The organism is Stenotrophomonas maltophilia, assembly GCF_006974125.1.
Classification (GTDB): domain Bacteria; phylum Pseudomonadota; class Gammaproteobacteria; order Xanthomonadales; family Xanthomonadaceae; genus Stenotrophomonas; species Stenotrophomonas maltophilia_O.
In genome coordinates this window covers 3,507,934-3,531,532 of the sequence record NZ_CP037858.1, presented here as the reverse complement: position 1 = coordinate 3,531,532, position 23,599 = coordinate 3,507,934, and the positions used below count along the sequence as shown (strand labels likewise).

The following is a 23,599-nucleotide window of genomic DNA, read 5'->3' as shown; positions in this document are numbered from 1 at the left end:
CTCAGGAGACCTGCGACTCGCCCGGCGACAGGGTCAGCACGTCGACGCCGGTCTCGGTGACCGCGATCATGTGCTCCCACTGCGCCGACAGCTTGCGGTCCTTGGTCACCACGGTCCAGCCATCCGGCAGCACCTTGTTATAGCGGGTGCCCTCGTTGATCATCGGCTCGATGGTGAAGGTCATGCCGGGCTGCAGCACCAGGCCCTGGCCCGGGCGGCCGTAATGCACCACCTGCGGCTCGTCGTGGTAGACCTTGCCGATGCCGTGGCCGCAGTACTCGCGCACCACGCTGAAACGCTCGCCTTCGGCATAGCTCTGGATGGCATGGCCGATGTCACCCAGGGTTGCGCCCGGACGCACCGCACGGATGCCGCGCCACATGGCTTCGTAGGTGGTTTCCACCAGACGGCGGGCCATTACCGACGGGGTGCCGACGAAGTACATGCGGCTGGTGTCGCCGTGCCAGCCGTCCTTGATGACGGTAACGTCGATATTGATGATGTCGCCATCCTTGAGCACCTTCCCTTCGCTGGGAATGCCGTGGCAGATGACGTTGTTGACCGAGGTGCACACGGTCTTCGGGAAGCCGCGGTAGCCGACGTTGGCCGGAATCGCGCCCTGCACGTTCACGATGTGGTCGTGGCAGATGCGGTCCAGCTCCTCGGTGGTGACACCGGGCTTGACGTGGGGGGTGACGATGTCGAGCACTTCGCTGGCCAGGCGGCCGGCGATGCGCATCATCTCGATTTCCTGCGGGGTTTTCAGATTCACGCTCATGGCGCCCATTATCGCCGATCCGGCTGCAATCTGAACGAACGCCACCCAACTGGCGATCCGGGGCATGCACGGTTCCGGCAAGGAAAGTGAAAGCGTGACGACCTCCACCCTTTCGCATGCCTATTTATCACGGATTACAGACACTTACCCCCACAAGCTGGCCATGACTGTCGTCAAAGCGGCCCCGAATGCGCCGCCTTCGCCTTGTTCAACAGACCTTCGGGTCAGGGAGGTTGTCCATGCGATCCACGCTCCGCTCACCGCTCGCCTGGGCCCTGACCGGACTGTTGCTGGCCGGCCCCGCACTGGCGGCCGATACCACGACCTTCAACGTCACCCTGGTGGTCACCAAGGCCTGCACGATCACGGCAGCGGCCGCCACCAACGTTGACTTCGGCACGGCGGCCTCGACCACGGCGACCCCCACCCTGGGCCAGGGTACAGTGACCGCCCAGTGCTCGGCCCTGACCCCGTACACGATTTCGCTGAACGCGGGCGCCAATGCCAGCACCGCCAACGACGTCACCACCCGCCGGATGAAGAACACCAATGCCGCGGTGACCGCCAACAATTTCGTCGGCTACCAGCTCTACCAGGACGCCGCGCATACCCTGGTCTGGGGTGCCACCTCAGGCACCAACACCCAGGCCGGCATCGGCACCGGCCTGGCCGTACCCTACATCGTCTACGGCCAGATCCTGAACCTGAGTACCAACAACCCGGCCACCGGTAACTACCTGGATACGGTCACCGCCACGATCACCTATTGATGGAGCACGCCCGCATGGCCGGACCCCGCCCGTGGCGCGCCACCGGCGTGGCGCTGCTCGCCCTTTTCCTGCTGGCCACCGCCGCTGCCAGTGCCACCAGCCTCCAGGTCGCCCCCACCAGCCTCCAGCTTGAGGCCCGCCAGCGCGCCGGCGAACTGTGGCTGACCAACAGTGGTACCTCGCCGGTCAGGCTGCAGGTGCGGGTCTTCCGCTGGGTGCAGCAGGATGGCCAGGAACAACTGCTGCCCACTGATGAACTGCTGGCCACCCCGCCGATGCAGGAACTGGGCGCTGGCCAGCAGCAGCTGGTACGGGTGATGCGCCCGAACCACGAACCGCCTGCGGCACAGCAGTACTACCGGCTGATCGTCGACGAGGTGCCTGATCTGGCGACCCGTGCCAACGGCATGCAGTTCGTGCTGCGCTATTCGATTCCGGTGTTCGTGCAACCCTCGGGCGGCAAGCTGGCGCCGCGCCTGCAGGCCAGCCTGGTCCGGCTGGAGGACGGACGCAACGGCGTGGAGGTGGCCAACACCGGCAACAGCTATGCACAGATCGCCGACCTCGCACTGGGCAGCGTCCAGCGTCCGCGCATCGTGCACCCCGGCCTGCTGGGGTATGTACTGCCCGGGCAGGTGATGCGCTGGCCGATCGAGCGCACGGCCATCGACCGCGACAACGACCAGATCACGGCCAAGCTCAATGGCGAGTCGGAACAGACGCCACTGTCGCCACCACCGGCTCGCTGAGGCGTTGATGGGCGCGCTGTTGGCTGCCCTGGCTCCTGCGGCGACCGAGGCCGCCGATGTGCCCGGCATGGCTGCTGCCGGGGCTGCGGATGTCTCCGGGGTGTCGGCCGATGCGATCCCGCCTGCCCCCACGCCCCTGACCGCCAGCCAGACGCTGTACCTGGACGTCTCGCTCAACAGCACGCCGCGCGGCCTGCTGCCGTTCACCGAAAACCATGGCCGGCTGCAGGCCAGTCCGGAAGTGCTGCGCCAGCTCGGCTTCAGCGCCCGCGGCGATGCGCCGGTCTATCTGGACCAGATCAGCGGGGCCGTGGTGCGCTACGACGCGCATATGCAGACCCTGGCCCTGGACGTGCCACTGGACCAGTTGACCCTGCCGACCACCGTGCTCAGCCAGCCACAGACCCGCGCGCTGGCCGGAAGCGCCTCGCCCGGCCTGCTGCTGAACTACGACGTGTATGGCAGCCGGGTCGACACACTCGGCAACCTCAGCCTCAGCTCGGAGCTGCGCCTTTTCGGGATCGGCAACGGCACCTTCGAAAACACCGCGATCAGCCGCCGCTACCAGCAATCCGGTGACCGCCGCTGGCGTGGCGAGAGCGTGCGCCTGGACACCCGGTGGAGCCTGGACTTCCCCGACAGGGCGATGACCCTGGACGTCGGCGACTTCTACAGTGGTTTCGTCGACTGGACCCGGCCCGTGCGCATGGGCGGCCTGCAGATCGGCCGCAACTACGGCCTGCAGCCCTACCGTGTGCTCACGCCCACCCCCAGCTTCCTCGGCCAGGCGGTGGTGCCGTCCACGGTCGAGCTGTACGTCGATGGGCTGCGCCAGTACAGCGGGCAGGTGCCGGTCGGTCCATTCCAGCTGGCCGCGCAACCCGGCATCAGCGGCACCGGCAGTGCGCAGGTGGTGGTGACCGATGCGTTCGGCCGCATGCAGACGCTGGATTTCAGCTTCTACGGCACCCAGCAACTGCTTGCCAAGGGCCTGTCGGACTGGTCGGTCGGTGTTGGCCGCCTGCGTGAGGATTTCGGCCAGCGCTCCTTCGCCTACGACGATCGCACCGTGGCCAGTGCCAGCTGGCGCGGCGGCGTCAGCGACGCCTTCACCGGCGAAGCACATGCCGAAGGCGGCGGCGGCCTGGCCCAGGCCGGCATCGGCGGCTGGTGGCTGCTCGGCGGCGCGGGCGTGTTCAACGCCGCCTATGCGCACAGTGACTATCACGGCCTGCAGGGCGGGCAATGGGCACTGGGCTACAGCTGGAACAACCGCCGGCTCAACTTCAATCTGCGCACCGTGCGCAGCCATGGTGATTACCGCGACCTGGGCGCACTGCAGGGCAACCTGCCGCCGAGCATCAGCGAACAGGCCACGGTCGGCGCCGATCTGCTGCGGCTGGGCACACTCAGCGCCAGCTACCTGCGCCTGCGCTATCCCGACGGCGAGGACAACCGCTACGCCAGCCTCTTCTGGTCGCGCACCTGGAGCCAGCGCTGGTCGGCTTACCTGTCGGTGAACCAGAACCTGGACAAGAGCGATGACCGCAGCATCTACCTGTCGGTCACCGCCAGCCTGGGCAACAACCGCCAGGCCAGCCTGTCCAGCCAGCGCAATGGCGACAGCCAGAGCTGGGTGGCCGATGTCACCCAGCCGGTGCCCGGCGACGGCAGCGCCGGCGGCGTCGGTTGGCGTGCGCAGGTGCGCCATGGCGAGGATGGCAATGGTGGCCTCGCCGAAGTCGGCATCCTCAATGCTATCGGTCGCTACTCATTCGGCGCCTCGCGCCAGGGCGGCCTGAACTACGCCTACGCCAGCGCCAGTGGCAGCCTGGTGTGGATGGGCGGGCATGCCTTCGCCACCCGCGAGGTCTCCGATGCATTCGCGGTGATCAGCACCAATGGCATCGGTGGCGTGCCGGTGCGGCTGGAAAACCGGCTGATCGGCGTGACCGATGATCGCGGCCTGCTGCTGGTCAGCCCGTTGCTGTCCTGGCAGCGCAACCGCGTCTCCATCGATACCCTGGACCTGCCCGAGGACATGCGCGCCGACCGCATCGAAGACTGGGTGACACCACGCCAGCGCGCCGGTACCCACGTGACCTTCGCACTGCGCTCGCGGCCCTCGCTGAGCCTGACCCTGCACGGCATGGACGGGCAACCGCTGGAGGTCGGCAGCGAGGTGCAGCTGCCGGACGGGCGCCAGGCGCTGGTGGGCTATGACGGCCTGCTGTACCTGGAAGACGTGGCCGCCGGCAGCGTGCTGTACATCACCACCAGCCGCGGCCAGTGCCGGGTGAAGGTGCCGGACCTGCCCAAGGTGGTGGCCACCGGTGCACGCCCCAAACCGGCGCCGCTGCAGTGCATTCCGGAGGTGGCGCCATGAAGGTGCTGCTGCTCGGATTGCTGCTGATAGCCGGCCTGCTGGCGGCGGCACCGGCACGTGCCACCGCGGTCTGCACCGCCATCGCCGATCCGACGCTGCCGTTCGGCAACGTGAACAGCAATGCGCCAGGCGCAACCACCGGCACGCTCAACATCACGGTGTCCTGCACCACCGCTGCGTTGAGCCTGCTGGCCACCACCGGCGTGCGGGTCTGCGTGGGCATCGGCGCCGGCAGCGGCGGCGGCAGCAGCTTCAGCTGGCGCACGATGAAGACCAGCGCCAGCGACAGCATGAATTTCCAGCTCTACAACACCTCCAACTTCAGCCAGGTAACCGGGCTGACCCCGCGTGGCACTCCGCCGGCACAGGAACTGGCCATGACCTACAGCGTGCCGTTGCTGACCGGTGGCAGCGGTGCGCAGTCGACCCAGCTGTTCGCGCAGATCCCGGCCAACCAGATCCTGGCGTCGGGCGCCTACAGCAGTACGTTCAGCGGTGCGAACGTGGTGCTGACCTGGGCCTGGAACGAAGTGCTGCTCGGCACGGCCACCGTGCCCGCCACCTGCAACGGCGGCGCCACCGGTACCAACAGCGCCAGTGCCGCCTTCAGCTTTACCGCCACCGCCAACGTGTTGCCGCAGTGCGGAAGCTATGTCACCACCAACATGAACTTCGGCAACGTCACCGGCAGCATTCCCGCCAACATCGACCAGACCGCCACCTTGACCCTGACCTGCCTTAAGAACACGGCCTACCAGATCAGCCTCAACAACGGCCAGAACAATCCCACCGCCACCAGCACGCGACGCATGGCCACCACCATCGGCGCCAGCACCTACTACCTCACCTACGAGCTGTACCGCGATTCCACACGCACCCAGCGCTGGGGCAACGCGCTGACCGTCGATACCGCCAGCGGTACCGGCACTGGCAGCGCGCAGCAGCTGACAATCTATGGCCGGGTGCCGCCGGTCACCGGCCAACCACCGGCCGGCACCTACAACGATGTGGTGCAGGTGACGATCACCTATTGACCTGCGTGCCGACCAACGGTCGGCACCCACCAGGCAGGTTTCGGACGTTCGACGCCCACCGGGGCGGGTTTCCGTAGATCCACGCCATGCGTGGATGCGCGCATCACGCCTGCGCCAGGAGCAGCCGACTGACAGCTCTACAGATTCGGCCGATCCAGCCGATACCGCGCAGCGATATCTTTCAGCACGGTGGTTGGCAGGTGGTTCGCGCAATTCTGATCGGGGCGATGCTGGTCGCCAGCACGCCGGCGTGGGCTGAACCCAGTCCCGCGCCGCTGCAGATTCGCCTGACCGTGGTCGAAGCCTGCCGCGATGATCCCGGCAGCGCCCACTGCCCCGCCCCCCACCAGCGCAGCGACGCACCGCAACTGCCTCCCCAGGTCCGCGAGCTCGCACCTCCCGCCGACGACGAAGACTCGACGTCCGCCGTGACCGTCATCTACTGATGCGGGCACTTCTGACTCTGCTGGCGATGCTGCTGGCGTTGCCTGCCGCGGCACTGGACCTGTTGCCGACCACACTGCAACTGCCCGCCGAAGGTGGTCAGGGCGAACTGTGGCTCTACAACCCCGGTCCCGGCCGCTGGCAGGGCCGGGTGCAGATCATGGCGTGGGAACAGCAGACCGACGCCGAAGTGCTGCGTCCCACCGACCAGGTTGTCGCCAGCCCGACCCAGCTCGACATCCCGCCCGGCATCCGCCAGCGCATCTGGCTGCTGCCACGCCAGCCGGCACCCGCTGCCGGTGAACAGGCCTATCGGATCGTCCTGGCCCCCACCACGCCAGGCCTGCAGCGTTATTCGCTGCCGTTGTTCCGCGGGCACGCCACACCAATGACCCAGCCGCGGCTGCATGCATGGATTGAACCTGGCCAGTCGCATACCGTCCTGCGAATGAACAACGCCGGTACCCTGCACGCACGCCTGAACGATCTCGCCTACATCGCCAGCGACGGCCGACGCACCCTGCTGCTGCCGGGGCTTGCCGGCTATCTGCTGGCCGGCCGTGAGCGCCGCTGGGCCCTGCCCGCCCACCCTGATGGCTACGCCGGCGGTCATTTCCAGGCCCTGCTGCAGGATGGCCGCGTGGTCGATCTGGTCGCTCCAGACCCGGCAATTGCAGCCAGCGCACCGAGCGGGCTATAATCGACCGGATTCCTGCCGCCTGCGTGCGCGGGAGCCCGTCCACACCGGACGTCACCGGTGAATCCACACCTGCTGCCCCCATCCGTGCCGGGGTGCTCCGCAAGGAGTTCGGCCACGGAGGCAACAGGGAAGCCCAACCCCGGAACCGATCGCGCTTCCACGCGTCCCGCATACCTATCCCCGCGGGCGGAATCGCTGGTTCCATATCAGGAGTATTGCAATGCCCCAGGTCACCATGCGTCAGATGCTGGAAGCCGGCGTCCACTTCGGCCACCAGACCCGCTACTGGAACCCGAAGATGGCTCCGTACATCTTCGGCGCCCGCGGCAAGATCCACATCATCAACCTGGAAAAGACCGTCCCGCTGTTCAACGACGCGATGAACTTCATCTCGTCGGTGGCCCAGAAGCGCGGCACCGTCCTGTTCCTGGGCACCAAGCGCAGCGCCCGCGAAACCATCAAGGAAGAAGCCGAGCGTTGCGGCATGCCGTTCATGAACCAGCGTTGGCTGGGCGGCACCCTGACCAACTTCCGTACCGTCAAGCAGTCGGTTGCCCGCCTCAAGGAACTGGAAGCCGGTGAAACCGACGGCACCTTCGAGAAGCTGGTCAAGCACGAAGTGCTGGGCCTGCGTCGCGAGCGCGACAAGCTGGAAGCCTCGCTGGGCGGCATCAAGGACATGAACCGTCTGCCGGACGCCATCTTCGTGATCGACATCGGCCACGAAGACATCGCGATCAAGGAAGCCAAGAAGCTGGGCATCCCGGTCATCGCCGTGGTCGACACCAACTACAACCCGGAACTGGTGGACTACGCCATCCCGGGCAACGACGACGCCATCCGCGCTGTGCAGCTGTACGCCCGCGCCGCTGCCGATGCCGTGCTGGAAGGCAAGGCCGCTGCCCCGCACGCCGCTTCGGTGCGCGAGGAAGAGTTCGCTGAAGCCGCTGCCGAAGGCGAAGAGAAGCCGGCCCGCCGCGCTCCGGCCAAGAAGGCTGCCAAGAAGGGCGACGACGCCCAGGCCTGATCCAGGCCCCGGGGTGGACGCCCGGCGTCCACCCTCCCTGCGCGCAGCCCTTGGCGCGTGACAGGACCGTGTCACACGGGCCGGCCACCATGCCGGCCCTACCCCTTTCTTTCGTGAGGTAATCCCGTGGAAATCACTGCTTCCCTGGTCAAGGAACTGCGCGAGCGCACCGGCGCCGGCATGATGGAATGCAAGAAGGCGCTCACTGAAGCCAACGGCGACATCGACGCTGCTGCTGAAGCCATGCGCAAGTCCGGCGCCGCCAAGGCCGACAAGAAGGCTGACCGCGTGGCCGCCGAAGGCCGTCTGGGCCTGGCCCAGGACGGCGGCAAGGCCGTGCTGGTCGAAGTCAACTCGGAAACCGACTTCGTCGCCAACGATGACAACTTCAAGTCCTTCGTCAACGCCGTCGCCGCTGCCGCCCTGGCATCGGGCGCCAGCGACGTCGAAGCCGTGAAGGCTGCCAAGCTGGCCGATGGCCGCACCGTTGAAGAAGCCCGCGCCACCGCCGTGCAGACCCTGGGTGAGAACATCCAGATCCGTCGCATGGTGAAGGTTGATGGCAACAACACCATCGGCGCCTACGTCCACACCAACGGCAAGGTTGGCGTGCTGGTCGACCTGGTCGGCGGCGACGTCGAGCTGGCCCGTGGCCTGGCCATGCACGTGGCTGCCCTGAAGCCGCCGCACAACAAGGCTGCGGACGTCCCGGCCGAGTTCGTCGAGAAGGAAAAGGAAATCGAGCTGGCCAAGATGTCCGAAAAGGACAAGGCCAAGCCGGCCGAGATCCTGGAAAAGATCATCAGCGGCAAGATCAACAAGATCGTCAGCGACGTGACCCTGTACGGCCAGACCTACGTGCTGGGCGACACCACTGTCGAGCAGGTGGTCAAGGCCGCCGGTGCCGACGTGGCTGGCTTCCAGCTGCTGATCGTCGGCGAAGGCATCGAGAAGGTGGTGGAAGACTACGCCGCCGAAGTTGCCAAGGCGATGCAGGTCTGATTCCAGCCCTCGGGCCGTGAAACGACCAGAAGGAGCCGCGGGAAACCGCGGCTCTTTTTTTATGCCCGGGACAATGGGAGGCCCATGTTCCAACCGTGGGTGCGCACCCTCGGTGCGCACGCCGGCGCCGGGCACACCGGCACCTTTGCGTTGCGCGCGAATCAAGCCGATACTCGGCACAGGGAATCAACAGTCATTTAGCAGGAACGAAAATCGCGGACTGTGATGCATTCCTAGGTATTCTTGTCCCAATGGAATTGAACGACCCGACATGCCTCCCGAGCTGACAGCTGCCCTGGCGCTCTGCCGCAACCTGCCCTCGCCACCCGGTATTGCCCTGCGCATCATCGAACTGGCACAGGACCCGGAAGCGGATATCGCCACCGCCGCCGACATCATCGCCATCGACATGGCGCTGAGTGCTCGCATGCTGCGCATCGCCAATTCGCCGCTGTACGCCAGCCGCCGCCGGATCGAGAACCTCGGCCAGGCACTGACCATGCTCGGGCTGAATGCCACGATCAGCCTGGCCCTCGGCTTCACCGTCACCCAGGGACTGACCGGCGGTACCGGCGCCGACCACGACCTGCGCCAACGTGCCTGGAAGCGCAGCATCCTCAGCGCACTGGCCGCCAGCCAGCTGGGCCAGGCCCGCGGCCTGCGCCGGCTGGAAGAACTGATGCTGGCCGGCCTGCTGCAGGACCTGGGCGTACTGTGCCTGGCCCAGGCCGAATCGGAGCGCTACCTGCCGTTGCTGCGCGAAGCGCGCGACAACATCGATCTGGTCGCGCGCGAGCGTGACGAACTGGGCTGCAGTCACGCCGAGGTGGGCGCCTGGGTGGCCGAGCAGTGGGGCCTGCCGCGCTACCTGGTGGAAAGCATCAGCCACAGCGAAGACCTGGACGCCGCAGAATCGCCGTTCCAGGCCTGCGTGCAGCTGTCCGGCGCGGTGGCCGACATCTGGCTGGATGATGACGCCGATGCCGCCCGCGAACGCGCCCTGCAGCAGGTGCATGACCGCCTTGAACTGGACAGCGCCCGTTTCGACCAGGTCCTGACCCGCATCAGCGAGGCGCTGCCGGACATCGCCAGCCTGTTCGAGGCCGGCCTGAATTCCCCCTCGCGGGTGCGCGAACTGATCGACCACGCGCAGGAGCTGGCAACCCTGCGCAACCTGCGCGAGCTGCAGGATGCCGACCAGGCCCGTCGCCGCGCCGACGAATTCGAAGCCCGGGCCAAGCGCCTGGCAGACCAGGCCCATCGTGATGCCCTCACCGGCGTGCTCAACCGGCGCCAGCTGGAAGCGGTGCTGGAGCAGGAGTTCCTGCGCGCCGGGCGCCAGGGCTGGCCACTGTCGGTGGCCTTCATCGACCTGGACGACTTCAAGAAAATCAATGACGCCCACGGCCACCTGACCGGCGACGAGGTGCTGCGCGCCTTCGCCGGCAAGCTCCAGGGCCAGCTGCGCAACAGCGACACCGTGGCCCGCTTCGGCAGCGAGGAGTTCGTCGCGCTGCTGCCCAACACCAGCGAAACGGTGGCACTGGACGTGATCCGCCGGGTGCTGGCCAACATCGTCGCCACGCCGATGGCCGAGCTGGAAGGCGGCCCGCTGTTCGTCACCTTCTCCGCCGGCGTCGCCACCCAGGGCGGCTACGAACGCTTCGCCGACGTGCAGGACCTGCTGCGCGCCGCCGACGACGTGCTGTACCGCTCCAAGAACCTCGGCCGCAACCGGGTGATCGCGCGCTCCCCCGGCGCCCTCGGCCACGACGAGCTGTCAGCGACCGCCGGCGCCGAGCTGGGCTGAACGGGAAGCCCCGGATGACCGGGGCGAACGCCGGGATTTTACGCCGCAGTGCACAAAACACTATGGCCTGACGCCGCATGCGCGTAGAATCGCCCGCGATTTCCACGCACCCGAGGTCCCCATGTCCAAGCTCGCCTATCGCCGCATCCTTCTGAAACTGTCCGGGGAGGCGCTGATGGGAGATGAGGACTACGGCATCGACCCGAAGATCATCAACCGCCTGGCCCGTGAGGTCATCGAAGCCCAGCAGGCCGGTGCCGAAGTGGCGCTGGTGATCGGCGGCGGCAACATCTTCCGCGGGGCTGGCCTGGCCGCGGGCGGCATGGACCGGGTCACCGGCGACCAGATGGGCATGCTGGCCACCGTCATCAACGCCCTGGCCATGCAGGACGCCCTGGAGAAGCTGGGCGCCAAGGCCCGCGTGATGAGCGCGATCAAGATCAACGACGTGTGCGAGGACTACATCCGCCGCCGCGCCATCCGCCACCTTGAAAAGGGCCGACTGGTGATCTTCGCCGCCGGCGTCGGCAGCCCGTTCTTCACCACCGACTCCGGTGCCGCCCTGCGCGCGATCGAGATCGGCGCCGACCTGCTGCTCAAGGCCACCAAGGTCGACGGCGTGTACGACAAGGACCCGAACAAGCACAGCGATGCGGTCCGCTTCGACAGCCTGAGCTACGACGAAGTGATCCGCCGCGGCCTGGAAGTGATGGATACCGCCGCCTTCGCACTGGCCCGCGACAGCGACCTGCCGATGCGCGTGTTCGACATGGGCCAGCCGGGCGAGCTGCTGAAGATCCTCAACGGCGAGAACATCGGCACCCTCGTCCAGGGCCGCGATCCGGCCTGAGCCTGAGCGCGCGGCGACAACCGGGCCGATTCAGGCCCGGCAGCGTCCCGTATTCGCCTATAATCGCCCGATTCCAGATACATCCAGGACCGGGCGATGCTCAACGACATCAAGAACAACGCGCAGACGCGCATGGCCAAGAGCATCGACGCTCTGAAGCACACCCTCACCTCCATCCGGACCGGGCGTGCCACGCCGGCCCTGCTGGACCGCGTGACGGTCAATGCCTACGGCAATGCCAGCACCCCGCTGAACCAGGTTGCCTCGATCTCCAATGCCGACGCGCACTCGCTGCTGGTCACCCCGTTCGACAAGGGCATGATCAAGGAGATCGAAAAGGGTCTCTACAATGCCGAGTTCACCCCGAACACGCTGGGCACCGCGATCCGCATCAACATGCCGCCGCCGACCGAAGAGCGCCGCAAGGAACTGGCCAAGCAGGTGCAGAAGGAAGGCGAAGGCGCCAAGATCGCGATCCGCAACATCCGTCAGGACGCGAACAAGGAAATCGCCAAGCTGGTCAAGGACAAGGCGATCAGCGAAGACGAAAAGAAGCGCGGCGAAGACGACATCCAGAAGCTGACCGACGCCAACATCAAGGACGTCGACAAGGTCGTCGCCGACAAGGAAAAAGAACTGCTGTCGGTCTGAAGTCGATGCCTTCAGTCCCGCCTCCGTTGCCGGCCGCCCTGCCCCGCCACGTTGCCATCATCATGGATGGCAACGGGCGCTGGGCACAGCAGCGCCGCCGCCCGCGCGTGATCGGCCACCGTGCTGGCGCGCGCGCGGTCAACCGCACCATCGAGCGCTGCCTTGAACTGGGCATTCCGGCGCTGACCCTGTTCGCGTTTTCCAGCGAGAACTGGGGCCGGCCGCAGGAAGAAGTCGACGCCCTGATGAAGCTGTTCCTTGGCGCGCTCGATCGCGAAGTGGACGAACTGCACCGGCGTGGCGTGCGCGTACGCTTCATCGGCGAACGCGAGCGCTTCGGTGCCGGACTGGTCAGCCGCATGCAGCTGGCCGAGCAGCGCACCGCCGACAACACCACTCTGACCCTGTCGATCGCCGCCAGTTACGGCGGGCGCCAGGACATCGCCCGTGCCGCGCGCGCGCTGGCCGCTGAAGTCGCCGCAGGCCGCCTGCTGCCCGAACAGATCGACGAATCGCTGCTGGGCAGCCAGGTGGCCCTGGCCGACCTGCCGCCGCCGGATCTGTTCATCCGCACCGGTGGCGACACCCGCATCAGCAACTTCCTGCTGTGGCAGCTGGCCTACACCGAGCTGTGGTTCACCGAGGCGCTGTGGCCGGACTTCGATGCCGACCTGCTGCAGCAGGCGCTGGATGCCTATGGCAGCCGCGAGCGTCGTTTCGGCCTGACCAGCGCCCAGATCGCCGCACTGGCCACCGAGACCTCCAGCCCATGACCAAGACCCGAGTCCTCGCCGCGCTGATCATGGCGCCGGTCGCCATTGCCGCGATCCTGCTGCTGCCGACGCAATGGCTGGCCGCCGCCGCCGCCGCCGTGCTGCTGATCGGCCTGTGGGAATGGCTCAAGCTGGCCGGCATCGAAGACACCCTCGCGCGCACCGTGCTGCTGGTGCTGAACCTGCTGTTGATGGTGCTGCTGGTGTGGGCCGATGGCAGCACGCTGGTGCTGTTCCAGATCACCACATTGGCGGGTGTCGCCTGGTGGCTGGCGGCGCTGGTCTGGCTGCGCTTCTTCAACTTCGGCGCCCAGCCGACGGCCCCCTCCCGGATCGTGAAGATGCTGGCCGGCACCCTGGCCATCGTTCCTGCCTGGGCTGCGCTGGTGCTGATCCACGCCGGCGGTGACCCGCCGGGCAAGCAGGGCCACCTGTGGCTGCTGGCGGCACTGGCACTCGTCTGGGCAGCCGATTCGGGCGCCTATTTCGCCGGCCGTCACTTCGGCAAGCACAAGCTGGCGCCGCGGATCAGCCCCAACAAGACCTGGGAAGGCCTGTTCGGCGGCCTGCTGGCTGGTGTCGGCGTGGCCCTCGGCCTGGGCTGGCTGGCCGGCATCGACATCGCGCACCTGCCGGGCCTGCTGATCACCTCGGTGGTGGCCGTATTCGCGTCTGTGCTGGGTGATCTGTTCGAAAGCCTGATCAAGCGCCACGCCGGTGCCAAGGACTCGGGCAACCTGATTCCGGGCCATGGTGGCGTGCTCGACCGCGTCGACGGCGTCCTCGCCGCCGTGCCGGTGTTCGCGCTGGGCAAGGAAATCTTCGGGTTCTGACCATGAAAGCTGTCGCAGACCTGCGCCGGGTCGCCGTATACGGCGCCACCGGCTCGATTGGTGCCTCCACGCTGGACGTGATCGCCCGCCACCCGCAGCGCTACCAGGCCACGGTGCTGGCCGCCGGCCGCCAGGTGCAGGCGCTGCTTGCGCTGTGCCGACAGCACAAGCCCGCGCACGCGGTCATCGCCGACGAAGCGCTGTTCACCGAACTGCGCGACGGCCTGCGCGATGCCGGGCTGTCCACCGAGGCCCACGCCGGTCATGCCGCACTGGACCAGCTGGCAGCAAGCGATGCCTGCGACACCGTCGTCGCAGCCATTGTCGGTGCTGCAGGGCTGTCCTCGACCCTCGCCGCCGCTGCGGCCGGCAAGCGCATCCTGCTGGCCAACAAGGAATCGCTGGTCCTGGCCGGTGAACTGCTGACCCGCACCGCCGAGCGCGCCGGCGCCGAGATCATTCCGATCGACAGCGAGCACAGCGCGATCTTCCAGTGCCTGCGTTCGCGCGACGCCAGCATCGACGGCGCCGGCGTGCGCCGGATCCTGCTGACCGCGTCGGGTGGCCCGTTCCGCGGCCGCAGCCGCGCCGAGCTGGCCGAGGTCACCCCGGCCCAGGCCGTGGCCCACCCGAAGTGGTCGATGGGCCCGAAGATCTCGGTCGATTCGGCGACGTTGATGAACAAGGGCCTTGAAGTGATCGAGGCCCATCACCTGTTCGCGGTGCCCGGCGAGCGCATCGAGGTACTGGTGCACCCGCAGAGCCTGGTGCATTCGCTGGTCGAGTTCGTCGACGGCTCCACCCTGGCCCAGATGGGCCTGCCGGACATGCGCACCACCCTGGCGGTCGGCCTGGGCTGGCCGCAGCGCATCGAATCAGGCGTGGCCGGGCTGGACCTGCTGGCGCAGGGCCGGCTGGATTTCGAGGCGCCTGACACCGACGCCTTCCCCTGCCTGGCGCTTGCGTGGCAGGCGATGCAGGCCGGTGGCACCGCCCCGGCGGTGCTGAACGCCGCCAATGAAGAGGCGGTTTCAGCATTTCTTCAGGGCCGGATCGGTTTCCTGACCATCCCGGAGTTGGTTGCTAACGCTCTTTCAACACTGCCGACGCAAGCAGCCGATACACTGGAGGTCCTGTTGTCCGCCGACCAGCGGGCACGCCAGCTCACCCTGAACGCCATCGACGCCGCCTGAACGACCGCCTCGCCCAGCATGACGCCGCCGCCCCTGCCCGCCACTGTGAGCCTGCATGACTGACTTCATCGGATCGGTCTGGTGGATGATTGTCAGCCTCGGGCTGCTGGTCACGTTCCACGAGTTCGGGCATTACTGGGTCGGCCGCCTCTGTGGGGTCAAGATCCTGCGCTTCTCGGTCGGCTTCGGCCGCCCGCTGTGGTCGCGCCGCGACAAGCACGGTACCGAGTTCGCCATTGCCGCCATCCCGCTGGGTGGCTACGTGAAGTTCCTCGACGAGCGCGAGGTCGAGGTCCATCCCCACGAGCGCGGCCAGGCCTTCAACCACAAGACCGTGTGGCAGCGCATCGCCATCGTTGCTGCAGGGCCGATCGCCAATCTGCTGCTGTGCATCCTGCTGCTGTGGGCGATGTTCGTGATCGGCAAGCAGGACTACTCGCCGACGATCGGCCGGGTTGACGGCATCGCCGCCAGTGCCGGCCTGGTCAGTGGTGACCGCGTTCTGCGGGTGGATGACCGCCAGGTCGCCACGCTGGGCGAGGCCAGCATGGCGCTGACCGCCGCCGCGATGGATCGCCGCGACGTCACGCTTGAAGTACTCGACCCCGCGGACCAGGTACGCGTGCGCACCCTGCCGCTGTCGCAGCTGCCCGCCGGTTTCGATGAACGACGGGTGCCGATCCTGGCCGGCCTGTATTGGCAGTCGTGGCTGCAGCCGGCGCTGGTCGACTCGCTCACCGCCGATTCGGTGGTCACCGGGCTGCTGCAGCCGGGCGACCTGATCGTGGCGATCGACGGCCAGCGCATCGACAGCGTCGACCAGGTGATCGGCGAGATCCAGGCCCTCGGTCGTGCCGGAGGCCCTGGCATGATCGAGGTCCTGCGAGGCGGTGAACGCCTTGCACTGGAAGTCACGCCCCGCCAGGGCAAGGATGGCAAGGGCAACCCGGTCTGGCAGATCGGCGTCGGCTTCCCCACCACCTACAGCCCCTCCTATGACACCCTGCTGCGCTATGGGCCGCTGGATGCAGTGACCGTCGCCGTGCGTGAAACCGGCCGGCTTGCCGCCGATTCGCTGGGCATGATGGGCCGCATCGTCACCGGCAAAGCCTCGCTGCAGAACGTTTCCGGGCCCGTCACCATCGCCCGCGTGGCCAATGTCTCGGCCAAACGCGGCCTCGACTGGTTCCTGCAGTTCCTTGCCCTGCTGTCACTCAGCCTGTGCATCATCAACCTGTTGCCGATCCCGATCTTGGACGGCGGGCACCTGCTGTATTACCTTATCGAGTTGGTCAAGGGCAGCCCGCTGAGCGAGCGTGCCATCGCCGCCGGCCAATACATCGGCCTGGCGTTGCTGGCCGGGCTGATGGGGTTGGCGTTCTACAACGACATCCTCGGCCTGGTCCCGCGATGAACTTTTCCACGTTGTTGCCGTCTACAGCGTCGGCATCCCGCACCAATGAAATCGACCTTCCTACCGGACGTGACATGACGCGACTCCCCAATCGCCGCCTGCTGGCCCTCGCCCTCGCCGCCGTCACCGGCGCTCCCGCCCTGGCCCAGGCAGCCGAGCCCTTCACTGTCAGCGACATCCGCGTCGATGGCCTGCAGCGCATCAGCTCGGGCACGGTGTTCACCTACCTGCCGGTGGAACGTGGCGAGACGATCACCGACAACAAGGTCGGCGAGACCATCCGCGCCCTGTACAAGACCGGCTTCTTCGAAGACGTGCAGCTGGACCGCCAGGGCAGCATCCTGGTGGTGACCGTCAAGGAACGCCCGGCGATCAACAAGCTGACCGTGACCGGCAACAAGGACATCAAGTCCGAGCAGCTGCTCAAGGGCCTGTCCGACATCGGCCTGACCGAGGGTGGCACCTTCGACCGCCTGAGCCTGGACCGCGTGACCCAGGAACTGCGCCGCCAGTACAACGACCGTGGCAAGTACACCGTCGAGATCACCCCGACCGTGAGCCCGCTGGACCGCAACCGCGTGGACATCGCGATCGCGATCAAGGAAGGCAAGGCGGCCAAGATCCGCCACGTCAACCTCGTCGGCACCGAGAAGTTCGAGAGCAAGGACATCCTGGAGACCTGGGAGTCCAAGGAGCACAACTGGGCGTCGTGGTACCGCCGTGACGACCAGTACTCCAAGGAAAAGCTGTCCGGCGACCTGGAAAAGCTCAACTCCTGGTACCTGGACCGCGGCTACGTCGACTTCAGCATCGATTCCACCCAGGTCTCGATCAGCCCCGACAAGCGCGACATGTTCCTCACCGCGGGCGTGACCGAGGGTGCGCAGTACAAGATCTCCGAGATCAAGGTCAGCGGCGACACCATCCTCCCGCAGGAGGACGTCGAGCGCATGGTGATCCAGAAGTCCGGCGACACGTTCTCGCGTGCCCTGCTGGAATTCAGCTCGGACACCATCACCAACTCGCTGTCCAACATCGGCTACGCGTTCGCCAAGGTGAACCCGATTCCGACCACCAACCGCCCCGACCAGACCGTGGCCATCAACATGCAGGTCGTTCCGGGCCCGCGCGTGTCGGTGCGCCGCATCCTGTTCCGTGGCAACACCCGCACCTCCGACGAAGTGATGCGTCGCGAAATGCGCCAGTTCGAGAACAGCTGGTACTCGCAGGCCGCGATCGACCGATCCAAGATCCGCCTGCAGCGCCTGGGGTACTTCGAATCGGTGGACGTGGAAACCCCGGCCGTCAGCGGCAGCAACGACCAGGTCGACGTCGTCTACAACGTCAAGGAAACCACCTCCGGCAGCTTCGTGTTCGGCCTGGGCTATTCGCAGTCCTACGGCATGACCACCTCGGTGCAGCTGTCGCAGAACAACTTCCTCGGCGGCGGCAACCGCGTGTCGGTCGAAGCCTCGCGCAGCAGCTACCTGCAGCGCTACGGCTTCAGCTACACCAACCCGTACTTCACCGATGACGGCGTGTCGCTGGGCTACAACCTGTCCTGGCGTGAACTGGACTACTCCGACTTCAACACCGCCCAGTACAACAGCACCAATGGTTCGGCGCAGGTGGTGTTCGGCGTGCCGCTGACCGAGACCGACACCGTCTCGCTGATGTTCGGCATCGACAGCAACCAGATCACGACCTACCGTGGCTCGACCCCGGCCTCGATCATCGATTACATCGATGCGGTCGGTTCGCGCACCTTCCATGCCTGGCGTACCGAGCTCGGCTGGGCGCGCGACTCGCGCAACGATTACTTCATGCCGACCCGCGGTACCTACCAGCGCGTCGGCCTGGAAACGACCCTGCCAGGTTCGACCATCGAGTACTACAAGCTGAACTACCAGATCAGCAAGTACTGGCCGATCATGCCGTCGCTGGTGATCAACACCCGCGCCGAAGTGGGCTACGGTGACGCCTACGGCAAGGACTACACCCGTACGATCACCAATGCCGATGGCACCACCCGTACCGTCACCGCCAGCGGCCTGCCGTTCTTCGAGAACTTCTATGCCGGTGGTACCAACTCGGTCCGCGGCTTCGAGGACAACACCCTCGGCCCGCGCGAAGTCACCGACGGTTACCCGGAAGGCCAGCCGCTGGGTGGTTCGCTGAAGACCGTCGGTTCGGTCGAAGCCTATTTCCCGCGCCTGTTCGACAGCCCGTCGGCCCGCGTGTCGGCCTTCGTCGACTTCGGTAACGTCTACAACGGCACCAAGAACTTCAAGGCCAACGAGCTGCGCGTGTCCTCCGGTGTCGCCCTGTTGTGGCGTGCTCCGGTCGGCCCGATCTCGATCAGCTACGCGTTCCCGCTGAAGAAGGAAGACGGCGACAAGATCGAACGCCTGCAATTCACCTTCGGCGGCCAGTTCTGAGGAACGACGTTCCTCAGAACTGATCCACCTCCGGTGAATTGCCCGCGCATTTCACCTATCCCCCGCGCCGCTGGCGCGCCCCCCTTAACAAAAGGGGGGCTCTCCACCAGACGGGGCGCGAAGCGCCGGGCTCTGCCCGGCGTTTTCGTTTTACTTGCTCGCCACCGTTACTTCCCGCGCTCGCGTGAAATCACCTGGTGATGGCGCAGGGGGCTGACCAGGACCGTTGGCGCCATGGGCCCGAGGCATGCTTCGGGCGGGTTGGGCAGGACGCCCAACCCCGGTCTTGCCGTGTGCGCAGGACAGCGCACACGAGCAAGGCGCCATCGAGCCCCCAGGGGTGAGGGCGCTTTGCTTGCGAAGCACTGCTTCGCAAGCGCCCGAACGCCCAGCCGCCAGCGGCTGGGCCGGACCGCGGAGCGGGGTCTACGGCGTGTCCTGGGCAGCCCCCTGCGCCATCACCCCGGGACATCAGGCAGGCGCCGCTTTTGACCCCGCATGACCGCAATGGCCTCACACGTTAAACTCCCGCCGTGAATACTCCCACCTACACCGCCCAGCAACTCGCCGAGCAGTTCGGCCTGCAGGTCCATGGCGACCCCGCCACCGCCATCCATGGCGTGGCCACCCTCGCCCATGCCGGTCCTGGCCAGCTGACCTTCCTCGCCAACCCCCGCTACCGCGCCCAGCTGGCCGACAGCCAGGCCTCGCTGGTGGTCCTGCGTGCCGACGACGCCGAGGCCGCCCCCGGCGCCGCGCTCGTGGCCAAGGACCCGTACACCACCTTCGCCAAGATCGCCGCGCTGTTCGACATCGCGCCGGCGCGCCCGCCGGGCATCCACCCCAGCGCCGTCATCGATCCCAGCGCCCAGGTCGCCGCCAGCGCCCATATCGGTCCCTTCGTCTCCATCGGCGCGCGCAGCGTGGTCGGCGAGAACTGCATCATCGGTACCGGCAGCGTGATCGGTGAAGACTGCAGCCTGGACAACGGCTGCGAGCTCATCGCGCGGGTCACCCTGGTCACCCGGGTCAAGCTCGGCAAGCGCGTTCGCGTGCATCCCGGTGCCGTGCTCGGCGCCGATGGCTTCGGCCTGGCCATGGATGCCGGCAAGTGGATCAAGGTGCCGCAGCTCGGCGGCGTGCGCATCGGTGATGACTGCGAGATCGGCGCCAACACCTGCGTCGACCGCGGTGCGCTGGAAGACACCGTGCTGGACGACGACGTGCGCCTGGACAACCTGGTGCAGATCGCGCACAACGTGCAGATCGGCGCGCACTCGGCCATCGCCGGCTGCACCGGCATCGCCGGCAGCGCCAGGATCGGCCGCTACTGCCTGCTCGGCGGCCACGTCGGCGTGGTCGGCCACCTCGAGATCTGCGACAAGGTCGTGATCACCGGCAAGTCGGTGGTCCGCAATTCCATCCATGAGCCGGGCGAGTACTCGTCCGGCACCCCGTTGACCGACAACCGCACGTGGCGCAAGAACGCCGCGCGCTTCAAGCAGCTGGACGCATTGGCTCGCCGCGTCCTGGCTGCTGGCAAGGAGAAAGAATGAACGACACGCTGCAGCTTCCGATCGACGTCTGCCAGATCCAGGAACTGCTCCCGCACCGCTACCCGTTCCTGCTGGTGGACCGGGTGCTTGAGCTCGACATCGAAGCCAAGCGCATCCTTGCGCAGAAGAACGTCAGCATCAACGAGCCGTTCTTCCAGGGCCACTTCCCGGGCCGCCCGATCATGCCCGGCGTGCTGATCATCGAAGCGCTGGCGCAGGCCGGTGGCGTAATGACCCAGCTCACGCTTGGCCGCGATGCGCAGTCCAAGCTGTTCTACATGGTCAAGGTGGAAAACGCCCGCTTCAACAAGCAGGTCGTTCCCGGCGACGTGCTGATGCTGGATGTGCAGATGAAGCGCCTGATCCGCAACATGGGCTGGTACTACGGCGAAGCCAAGGTCAACGGTGAAGTCGTTGCCTCGGCCGAAGTCATGTGCGCCGGCGCCAAGGGCTGATCCACTGGAGGCAGGAATGACTGACAACGCACCGCGGATCCACCCGACCGCCGTCATCGATCCGGCCGCGCGCCTGGCCGACGACGTCCAGGTCGGCGCGTTCACCCTGATCGGTGCCGATGTCGAAATCGGTGCCGGCACGGTGGTGGGCCCCCACTGCAGCATCCACGGCCCGACGAAGATCGGCCGTGACAACCGCTTCGTGGGCCACGCAGCGGTCGGTGGCGAGCCGCAGGACAAGAAGTTCGCTGGCGAACGCACCGAACTGGTGATCGGCGACCGCAACGTGTTCCGCGAGTTCGTCACGCTGAACCGTGGCACCGGCGGCGGCGGTGGCATCACCACCATCGGCGACGACAACTGGATGCTGGCCTACACGCACGTGGCGCATGACTGCCATGTCGGCAACTTCTGCGTGTTCTCCAACAACACCACGCTGGCCGGCCACGTGACCGTGGGCGACTACGTGATCATCAGCGGCTTCGCCGGTGCCCACCAGTTCTGCCGCATCGGTGCGCATGCCTTCCTCGGCATGGGCGCGCTGACCAATGGCGACGTACCACCGTTCACCATGGTCGGCACCGATTCGCTGGGCCGCCCGCGTGGTATCAACAGCGAAGGCCTGAAGCGCCGCGGCTTCGATGCCGAGCGCATCTCCGCCATCAAGCGCGCCTACCGCACCCTGTACGTGGCAGGCCTGCCGCTGGCCGAAGCCAAGGTGCAGCTGACCGAACAGGCGCGTGACAGCGATGACGTCAAGGCGATGCTGGACTTCATCGAGCACGCCGAGAGGCCCTTGCTGCGATGAGCAGCACGACCGGCCAGGCGCCGGCCGGCGCCGCCGTGATTCCGCTGGCCTCCATGGCTGGCAGCGTCCCTGCCCAGCGGGTGCTCAGCGAGCGCCCGTTGCGGATCGCCCTGGTGGCCGGTGAGGCCTCCGGCGATCTGCTCGGTGCGGGCCTGGTGCGCGAACTGAAAGCGCGCTTCCCGAATGCCGAATTCGCCGGCATCGGCGGCGATGCCATGCGCAGTGCCGGCTGCCAGACCTGGCACGACGCCAGCGAACTGGCGGTGATGGGCCTGACTGAAGTACTGCGCCATCTCCCACGCCTGTTGAAACTGCGTTCGGCGTTCCGCCAGCGTGCACTGGAATGGCAGCCGGACGTGTTCATCGGCATCGACGCGCCCGACTTCAACCTGGGCATCGAGCGCTGGCTGAAGCAGCGCGGCGTGCGCACCGTGCACTACGTCAGCCCCTCGGTCTGGGCCTGGCGCGAGAAGCGGGCGGAGAAGATCGGCAGCAGCGCCGACCTGGTGCTGTGCCTGTTCCCGATGGAACCGCCGATCTATGCCAGGCACGGCATCGACGCGCGCTTCGTCGGCCACCCGATGGCCGATGACATTCCGCTGCAGGGCAACCGCGAGGAGGCCCGTGCCGCACTTGGCCTGCCGACCTCGGCCAAGGTACTGGCAGTGTTGCCGGGCAGCCGCCTGGGCGAGATTTCGCGCTTGGGCGAACCGTTCTTCGAGGCCGCCTGGCAGGTCTCCGAACGCATCCCCGGCCTGCACGTGGTGGTGCCTGCGGCCAACCCGGCCTGCAAGCGCCTGATCGAAGAGCAGCTGTCACGCTCGGCGTTGCCGGTGGCTTTTTCGCACGTTCTCGACGGCGAGGCACGCAACGCGATGATCGCCGCCGATGTGGTGGTGCTGGCCTCGGGCACCGCGACGCTGGAGGCGATGCTGGTCAAGCGGCCGATGGTGGTCGGTTACCGCGTCAACGAGCTCACCTACCGTCTGGTCAAGGCGCTGGGCCTGATCAAGGTCGATCGCTTCGCCCTGCCCAACATCCTGGCGGGCCAGGACCTGGCACCGGAACTGATGCAGCACGACTGCACACCAGACAAGCTGGCGGCAGCCATCCAGCAGTGGTTCGACCACCCGCAGCGGGTGATCGACCTGCAGGACACCTATGCCCGCCTGCATGAGCGCCTGCGCCGCAATGCCTCGGCCCGTGCGGCCGACGCGGTGGGCGAGCTGCTGATGCGCGACCAGGCCCAGGCATGAGCCGCCGCCACGCCGCAGCGGCCAGCCTGGCCCTGTTCGACGCCGCCGCCGTGGTCGAGCCGGAGCGTCTGGTCGCCGGCGTCGACGAAGCTGGCCGCGGTCCGCTGGCCGGACCGGTGGCGGTGGCAGCAGTGGTGTTCGATCCATCCCGGCCGCGAATCAACGGCCTGGACGATTCCAAGCAGCTGACCGCAGCCCGCCGCGAGCAACTGCATGACCGCATCATCGAACGTGCCCTGGCCTGGCAGGTGGTGCTGGTGGACGTGGACACCATCGACCGCCTGAACATCTACCAGGCCACCCTGCAGGGCATGCGCGACGTGGTTGCGGCAGTGGCCCACGTCGCCGGCTTCGCCCGCATCGACGGCAACGTCGTGCCCAAGGGCCTGGTGCTCCCCGCACAGGCGCTGGTCGGTGGCGACGGCATCGACCGGTCGATCATGGCCGCTTCGATCCTGGCCAAGGTCTCGCGCGACCGCTACATGCAGGACGTGCACGCCCGCTACCCTCAGTATGGGTTCGAGCAGCACAAGGGCTACGGCACCCCGGCCCACCTGGCAGCCCTGCGCGAGCACGGCCCCTGCGAGGAACACCGCCGCAGCTTCGCCCCGGTGCGTGAGTGCCTGCAGGCCGAGCAGGCCGTCACGATCGCCTGAACAGCCGTCGGGCATG

Annotated in this window: 22 protein-coding genes; 21 read left to right on the top strand and 1 reads right to left on the bottom strand. The window is 67.0% G+C overall.

Annotated features, from left to right (window positions below):
* Position 1: 1 nt before the first annotated feature.
* A complete protein-coding gene (gene map / locus EZ304_RS16170) occupies positions 2-844 on the bottom strand; it encodes a type I methionyl aminopeptidase (RefSeq protein WP_005408754.1) in 843 nt (280 codons plus the stop codon).
* Positions 845-1,017: 173 nt separating this feature from the next.
* Here map and EZ304_RS16165 point away from each other — a divergent pair, with 173 nt between their 5' ends.
* From EZ304_RS16165 to EZ304_RS16065, 21 genes are all read left to right on the top strand, one after another.
* Positions 1,018-1,548 (top strand): Csu type fimbrial protein, encoded by a 531-nt coding sequence (locus tag EZ304_RS16165; protein WP_099551070.1) that lies wholly within the window; start codon positions 1,018-1,020, stop codon positions 1,546-1,548.
* Positions 1,548-2,297 carry a fimbrial biogenesis chaperone gene (locus tag EZ304_RS16160; protein WP_099551069.1) on the top strand — a complete coding sequence of 250 codons (750 nt, stop codon included), beginning with the start codon at positions 1,548-1,550 and terminating at the stop codon, positions 2,295-2,297. Before EZ304_RS16165 ends, EZ304_RS16160 begins: the two co-directional genes overlap by 1 nt.
* A gap of 7 nt (positions 2,298-2,304) precedes the next feature.
* Entirely contained in the window at positions 2,305-4,683 is a 2,379-nt protein-coding gene (locus tag EZ304_RS16155; RefSeq protein ID WP_142807595.1) for a fimbria/pilus outer membrane usher protein, read from the top strand.
* The gene (locus EZ304_RS16150) at positions 4,680-5,717 is read left to right on the top strand and encodes a Csu type fimbrial protein (protein WP_142807593.1); all 1,038 of its coding nucleotides are present in this window, start codon (positions 4,680-4,682) and stop codon (positions 5,715-5,717) included. The genes EZ304_RS16155 and EZ304_RS16150 overlap by 4 nt, the downstream gene beginning before the upstream one ends.
* Positions 5,718-5,944: 227 nt before the next feature.
* The gene (locus EZ304_RS16145) at positions 5,945-6,163 is read left to right on the top strand and encodes a hypothetical protein (protein WP_185959189.1); all 219 of its coding nucleotides are present in this window, start codon (positions 5,945-5,947) and stop codon (positions 6,161-6,163) included.
* A complete protein-coding gene (locus EZ304_RS16140) occupies positions 6,163-6,861 on the top strand; it encodes a fimbrial biogenesis chaperone (RefSeq protein WP_142807592.1) in 699 nt (232 codons plus the stop codon). The genes EZ304_RS16145 and EZ304_RS16140 overlap by 1 nt, the downstream gene beginning before the upstream one ends.
* A 220-nt stretch (positions 6,862-7,081) precedes the next feature.
* The gene (rpsB, locus tag EZ304_RS16135; RefSeq protein ID WP_005408748.1) at positions 7,082-7,888 is read left to right on the top strand and encodes a 30S ribosomal protein S2; all 807 of its coding nucleotides are present in this window, start codon (positions 7,082-7,084) and stop codon (positions 7,886-7,888) included.
* A 126-nt stretch (positions 7,889-8,014) separates the two neighbouring features.
* On the top strand, positions 8,015-8,890 hold the full coding sequence (tsf, locus tag EZ304_RS16130; RefSeq protein WP_099551341.1) for a translation elongation factor Ts: 876 nt from the start codon (positions 8,015-8,017) through the stop codon (positions 8,888-8,890).
* Between the two features lie 271 nt (positions 8,891-9,161).
* Complete coding sequence (locus EZ304_RS16125; protein WP_142807591.1) at positions 9,162-10,700, top strand: GGDEF domain-containing protein; 1,539 nt, start codon at positions 9,162-9,164, stop codon at positions 10,698-10,700.
* A 121-nt stretch (positions 10,701-10,821) separates the two neighbouring features.
* Positions 10,822-11,550, top strand: a complete 729-nt coding sequence (gene pyrH, locus EZ304_RS16120) for a UMP kinase (protein WP_005408745.1) — start codon at positions 10,822-10,824, stop codon at positions 11,548-11,550.
* A 96-nt stretch (positions 11,551-11,646) separates the two neighbouring features.
* Positions 11,647-12,201, top strand: a complete 555-nt coding sequence (frr, locus tag EZ304_RS16115) for a ribosome recycling factor (RefSeq protein ID WP_049427358.1) — start codon at positions 11,647-11,649, stop codon at positions 12,199-12,201.
* Between the two features lie 5 nt (positions 12,202-12,206).
* The gene (gene uppS / locus EZ304_RS16110; RefSeq protein ID WP_099551343.1) at positions 12,207-12,974 is read left to right on the top strand and encodes a polyprenyl diphosphate synthase; all 768 of its coding nucleotides are present in this window, start codon (positions 12,207-12,209) and stop codon (positions 12,972-12,974) included.
* Positions 12,971-13,807, top strand: coding sequence for a phosphatidate cytidylyltransferase (locus EZ304_RS16105; RefSeq protein WP_099551344.1), 837 nt, complete (start codon positions 12,971-12,973; stop codon positions 13,805-13,807). The genes uppS and EZ304_RS16105 overlap by 4 nt, the downstream gene beginning before the upstream one ends.
* A gap of 2 nt (positions 13,808-13,809) precedes the next feature.
* Positions 13,810-15,000, top strand: coding sequence for a 1-deoxy-D-xylulose-5-phosphate reductoisomerase (locus EZ304_RS16100; protein ID WP_142807590.1), 1,191 nt, complete (start codon positions 13,810-13,812; stop codon positions 14,998-15,000).
* 55 nt (positions 15,001-15,055) lie between these two features.
* A complete protein-coding gene (gene rseP / locus EZ304_RS16095) occupies positions 15,056-16,414 on the top strand; it encodes an RIP metalloprotease RseP (protein ID WP_142807588.1) in 1,359 nt (452 codons plus the stop codon).
* A gap of 74 nt (positions 16,415-16,488) precedes the next feature.
* Complete coding sequence (gene bamA / locus EZ304_RS16090; protein ID WP_142807587.1) at positions 16,489-18,852, top strand: outer membrane protein assembly factor BamA; 2,364 nt, start codon at positions 16,489-16,491, stop codon at positions 18,850-18,852.
* Between the two features lie 533 nt (positions 18,853-19,385).
* Positions 19,386-20,408: a UDP-3-O-(3-hydroxymyristoyl)glucosamine N-acyltransferase gene (lpxD, locus tag EZ304_RS16085; protein ID WP_142807586.1), complete on the top strand. Its 1,023-nt coding sequence runs from the start codon at positions 19,386-19,388 to the stop codon at positions 20,406-20,408.
* Positions 20,405-20,863, top strand: coding sequence for a 3-hydroxyacyl-ACP dehydratase FabZ (fabZ, locus tag EZ304_RS16080; protein ID WP_012479607.1), 459 nt, complete (start codon positions 20,405-20,407; stop codon positions 20,861-20,863). The genes lpxD and fabZ overlap by 4 nt, the downstream gene beginning before the upstream one ends.
* Before the next feature lie 16 nt (positions 20,864-20,879).
* Complete coding sequence (lpxA, locus tag EZ304_RS16075) at positions 20,880-21,671, top strand: acyl-ACP--UDP-N-acetylglucosamine O-acyltransferase (protein WP_099551349.1); 792 nt, start codon at positions 20,880-20,882, stop codon at positions 21,669-21,671.
* A gap of 53 nt (positions 21,672-21,724) precedes the next feature.
* Positions 21,725-22,927, top strand: coding sequence for a lipid-A-disaccharide synthase (gene lpxB, locus EZ304_RS16070; protein ID WP_239503756.1), 1,203 nt, complete (start codon positions 21,725-21,727; stop codon positions 22,925-22,927).
* Entirely contained in the window at positions 22,924-23,583 is a 660-nt protein-coding gene (locus EZ304_RS16065; protein ID WP_142807585.1) for a ribonuclease HII, read from the top strand. The genes lpxB and EZ304_RS16065 overlap by 4 nt, the downstream gene beginning before the upstream one ends.
* The last annotated feature ends 16 nt before the right edge of the window (positions 23,584-23,599 follow it).